This is a genomic window from Bradyrhizobium genomosp. I (2014) (assembly GCF_000261685.1).
Classification (GTDB): Bacteria; Pseudomonadota; Alphaproteobacteria; order Rhizobiales; family Xanthobacteraceae; genus Bradyrhizobium.
Genome location: NZ_AJQE01000041.1, coordinates 1 through 4,440 on the forward strand (window position 1 = coordinate 1; position 4,440 = coordinate 4,440).

General features: G+C 66.0%; 7 protein-coding genes. 3 read left to right on the forward strand and 4 right to left on the reverse strand.

What is annotated here, in order from left to right:
- Positions 1-110 precede the first annotated feature (110 nt).
- The 3 genes from IC50_RS04040 to IC50_RS04050 all read left to right on the forward strand — a co-directional run bounded on the left by IC50_RS04040 (position 111) and on the right by IC50_RS04050 (position 2,804).
- Positions 111-1,400 (forward strand): M16 family metallopeptidase, encoded by a 1,290-nt coding sequence (locus tag IC50_RS04040; protein WP_035700739.1) that lies wholly within the window; start codon positions 111-113, stop codon positions 1,398-1,400.
- 37 nt (positions 1,401-1,437) lie between these two features.
- Positions 1,438-2,025, forward strand: coding sequence for a GNAT family N-acetyltransferase (locus tag IC50_RS04045; RefSeq protein ID WP_035700741.1), 588 nt, complete (start codon positions 1,438-1,440; stop codon positions 2,023-2,025).
- A gap of 119 nt (positions 2,026-2,144) precedes the next feature.
- The gene (locus IC50_RS04050) at positions 2,145-2,804 is read left to right on the forward strand and encodes a hypothetical protein (RefSeq protein WP_035700743.1); all 660 of its coding nucleotides are present in this window, start codon (positions 2,145-2,147) and stop codon (positions 2,802-2,804) included.
- 101 nt (positions 2,805-2,905) lie between these two features.
- Here the strand turns inward: IC50_RS04050 and IC50_RS04055 are convergent, their stop codons facing one another.
- The 4 genes from IC50_RS04055 to IC50_RS38770 all read right to left on the reverse strand — a co-directional run.
- The gene (locus IC50_RS04055) at positions 2,906-3,391 is read right to left on the reverse strand and encodes a F0F1 ATP synthase subunit B family protein (RefSeq protein ID WP_035700745.1); all 486 of its coding nucleotides are present in this window, start codon (positions 3,389-3,391) and stop codon (positions 2,906-2,908) included.
- 5 nt (positions 3,392-3,396) lie between these two features.
- Complete coding sequence (locus tag IC50_RS04060; protein ID WP_035700747.1) at positions 3,397-3,963, reverse strand: F0F1 ATP synthase subunit B; 567 nt, start codon at positions 3,961-3,963, stop codon at positions 3,397-3,399.
- A 65-nt stretch (positions 3,964-4,028) separates the two neighbouring features.
- Complete coding sequence (locus IC50_RS04065; protein ID WP_007599451.1) at positions 4,029-4,259, reverse strand: F0F1 ATP synthase subunit C; 231 nt, start codon at positions 4,257-4,259, stop codon at positions 4,029-4,031.
- Between the two features lie 53 nt (positions 4,260-4,312).
- Positions 4,313-4,440, reverse strand: a 128-nt coding sequence (locus IC50_RS38770) for a F0F1 ATP synthase subunit A (protein WP_162131514.1), incomplete at its 5' end; no start/stop codon positions are given.

The following is a 4,440-nucleotide window of genomic DNA, read 5'->3' on the forward strand; positions in this document are numbered from 1 at the left end:
GACGGCTTGATGACCAAATCCGAACACATGAGGGTGATGAAGAACGATCAGGCCGAGGTCGAGCGGTTCGTGCTGTCGGTCAGCCGCGCCGCAAAGCAGGGAGTTGCCGGATGAGCGTCGAGATGACCAAACTTGCCTCCGGCCTGACCGTCGTCACCGACGAGATGCCCCATCTCGAAACCGCGGCGCTCGGCGTCTGGGCCGGCGTCGGCGGGCGCGACGAGAAGCCGAACGAGCACGGCATCTCGCACCTGCTCGAACACATGGCGTTCAAGGGCACGACCACGCGCTCCTCGCGCGAGATCGTCGAGGAGATCGAGGCGGTCGGCGGCGACCTCAATGCCGGCACCTCGACCGAGACCACGTCTTATTACGCGCGCGTGCTGAAGGCCGACGTCCCGCTCGCACTCGACGTGCTCGCCGACATCCTCGCCAATCCCGCCTTCGAGCCCGACGAGCTGGAGCGCGAGAAGAACGTCATCGTGCAGGAGATCGGTGCCGCGCAGGATACACCCGACGACGTCGTGTTCGAGCATCTGAACGAGCTCTGCTATCCCGATCAGCCGATGGGCCGTTCGCTGCTCGGCACGGCCAAGACGCTGCGCGCCTTCAACCGCGACATGCTGCGCGGCTACCTCTCGACGCATTATCGCGGACCCGACATGGTGGTGGCGGCGGCCGGCGCGGTCAACCACAAGCAGGTCGTCGCAGAGGTCGAGAGACGCTTTGCCAGTTTCGAGGGGACGCCGGGTCCGAATCCGCAAACCGCTCAGTTCGGCAAGGGCGGCACCAAGGTGGTGCATCGTGAGCTCGAGCAGGCCCATTTGACGCTGGCGCTGGAAGGCGTGCCGCAGAGCGACCCGTCGCTGTTCTCGCTCCAGGTCTTCACCAACATCCTCGGCGGCGGAATGTCATCGCGCCTGTTCCAGGAGGTGCGCGAGAAGCGCGGTCTCTGCTACTCCATCTATTCGTTCCACGCGCCCTATACGGACACCGGCTTCTTCGGCCTCTACACCGGCACCGATCCGGCTGATGCGCCGGAGATGATGGAGGTCGTGGTCGACATCATGAATGATTCGGTGGAGACGCTGACCGAGGCCGAGATCGCCCGGGCCAAGGCGCAGATGAAGGCGGGTCTGCTGATGGCGCTGGAGAGCTGCTCCTCCCGTGCCGAGCAGCTTGCCCGGCATGTGCTCGCCTATGGGCGGCCGCAGACGGTGCAGGAATTGGTAGCCCGGATCGAAGCCGTCAGCATCGAATCGACCAGGGACGCGGCGCGTGCGCTGCTGTCGCGGAGCCGGCCTGCCGTTGTCGCACTGGGCAGTGGCAGGGGTCTGGACACGGCAGTATCTTTTGCGGAAGGATTGACCCGGGCGCGCGCCAGGGCGCGGCTGCATTAGGAGCTGTGCCAGGGGCCCCGCCCCGGAAAGCATCACCATGGCCCTCTTTCGCCTGCCATCCAGTGGACCCGCCGCCCTCGCGCCGCGCGGCAACGGGCTGTTGCTGCGCGCGCCGCAAATGTCGGACTTCCTGCAATGGGCTCATTTGCGCGAGACCAGCCGCGACTATCTCACGCCTTGGGAGCCGATCTGGCCGTCGGACGATCTCATCCGGTCCGGCTTCCGCCGCCGCCTGCGCCGCTATTCCGAGGACATTGCCGCGGACCGCTCCTATCCCTTTCTGATCTTCCGTGAGCTCGACGGCGCCCTGCTCGGCGGGATCACGCTGGCCAATGTCCGGCGCGGCATCGTGCAGGCCGGCACCATCGGCTATTGGGTCGGCCAGCCCCATGCCCATCGCGGCTACATGACGGCCGCGCTGCGGGTGCTGCTGCCGACGCTGTTCGGCGAGCTCAATCTGCACCGGGTCGAGGCCGCCTGCATCCCCACCAATGCGCCGTCGATCCGCGTGCTGGAGAAGTGTGGCTTCTCACGCGAGGGCCTGGCGCGCCGCTATCTCTGCATCAACGGGGTCTGGCAGGATCACCTGCTGTTCGGTCTGCTTCACGAGGATTTCCGCGGCTGAGTCGCCTGATTCGCGCCGCCAAAGTCCCCCTTTTTGCTGCCTTGGGTTCGCCGATTTTGGCGATATAACGCGCTGGGGCCGGCCGATCGGCCGGACATTCTCATGGAGTATGGGCGTCGATGGTGAAGGAGCTTCGGACATCGCGGAATGCGTTGCGGCGGGGGACAGCGGTCGCGTTGATGTTGTCGGTTGCGCTCGCGTCCGTCTCGCCGGTAGCGGCCCAGTCCCTGACCGACCGCTTCAAGAGCCTGTTCGGCGGCAAGTCGGACGAGCCGGCCGAGCCCAAGCCGGCGCCCGCGCCCGCGCCCGGCCAGCCCGCCGATGACGACGTCGATTGCCCGCAGGTCACCGTGCGCTCCGGCGCCTCCACCTATGCGGTCGGCGCTGCCGGCAAGCCGGCCGTCGGGAACGACATCCGCTTCCAGGCCACGATCTCCAAAATGGCGCGCGAATGCGTCCGGAACGGCGGCGACATCACCGCCCGGATCGGAATCCAGGGCCGCGTCATCGCCGGCCCGGCCGGTGCGCCTGCTACGGTCGACGTCCCGTTACGCGTCGCGGTGGTACAGGGTGGCGTCGGCGAGAAAGTGATTGCCTCGAAGGCCTACCGGACCACTGTCGAGATGTCGGAGAGTGGCAGCGTGCCCTTCACCTTCGTCGCCGAGGATCTGTCCTACCCGGTGCCCTCGGCCGCGACCGCCGATTCCTACATCTTCTATGTCGGCTTCGACCCGCAGGCGCTCTCGCCCGAGCCAAAGGCACGGGGGAGGAGGAAGTAGCTGGCTACGATTTCAGCCACGACGATGAGGAAGCATCTCGCAGAAACAAAAAAGCCGGCGCTCGTCGCGCCGGCTTTTTTTATTTGGTGAAGGCGACGCCCTCAGTTCAGCTTCTGCCTGACTTCGTTGATGCCCTTGGCGAGCAGGTCGTCGGCGACTGGGCCCTTGACCGACTGCGACAGGATCGTGGAAGCGGCCTGGACGGCGGCTTCCGCGGCTGCGGCGCGGACATCGGCCAGCGCCTGGGCCTCGGCGAGCGCGATCTTGCTCTCCGCGGTCTTGGTTCTGCGGGCGACGAAGTCTTCCATCTTCGCCTTGGCCTCGGTCGCGATGCGCTCGGCTTCGGCCCTGGCGTTGGCGATGATGTCGGCAGCCTCGCGCTCGGCCGTGGCGCTGCGGGCCTTGTAGTCGGCGAGCACCTTGGCCGCTTCCTGCTTGAGGCGCGCGGCGTCGTCGAGCTCGGCCTTGATGCGGGCGGCGCGATGATCGAGCGCGGTCATCGCCGTCTTGAAGATCCCGAGATAGCCGAACACGACCATCAGGATCACGAAAGCGACGGCGACCCAAAATTCAGGTTCGAAGAACATCTCGACTAACCCTTCAAGGACACATCGACCGCGGCATTGACCGACGCGGCATCCGGAACGACGCCGGTGAGCTGCTGCACGATCTGGCCTGCCGCATCGGCCGCGATGCCGCGGACGTTGCTCATGGCGGCTGCGCGGGTCGAGGCGATGGTCTTCTCCGCCCCGGCGAGCTTGGCCGCCAACTGCTCTTCCAGCGCCTTGCGCTCGGCATCCGCCTGCGCATTCGCCTTGTCGCGGGATTCGTTGCCGATCGCCTGCGCCCGCGTGCGCGCCGCAGCGAGCTCGCTTTCATAGGCCTTCAGCGCCGCGTCGGACTGGTCCTTCAGCTTCTGCGCCTCGGCGAGGTCGCCCTCGATCTTGTTCTGACGCGCCTCGATCGCACCGCCGATGCGCGGCAAAGCGAGCTTGGACACGATCACGTAAAGCAGGACGAAGAAGATCGCGAGCGACACCAGCTGTGAAGCAAAGCTGCTGCTCTCGAACGGCGGAAAACCGCCACCGTGGTGACCACCGTCAGCCTCGGTGTGAGCGCCCGCCGCCGGACCTTTCGCGCCGCCATGACTCTCAGCCATGGAGTTCTCCTGTTGCTGTCACGCGCGCCGTCCCAAGGATTGGAACGGCGCGAAAAACGTCGTCCTCAGAGCGGAACGAACAGCAGCAGCAGCGCGATCAGCAGCGAGAAGATGCCGAGCGCTTCGGTCACGGCGAAGCCGAAGATCAGGTTGCCGAACTGGCCCTGAGCGGCCGAAGGGTTACGCACGGCTGCGGCGAGGTAGTTGCCGAAGATCACGCCCACGCCGACGCCCGCACCGCCCATGCCGATGCACGCGATGCCCGCGCCGATAAGTTTTGCTGCTGCCGGATCCATTTTAGACTCCTTGGAAGAAAGATGGGGTTGTGGGTGGAAATTCCCCGGACCGCTCAGTGTCCCGGATGAATGGCGTCGTTGAGGTAGATGCAGGTCAGGATCGCGAACACATAGGCCTGGAGGAACGCGACCAGGATCTCGAGCGAGGTCAGCGCGACCGTGAGCGCCAGCGGCAGGACGC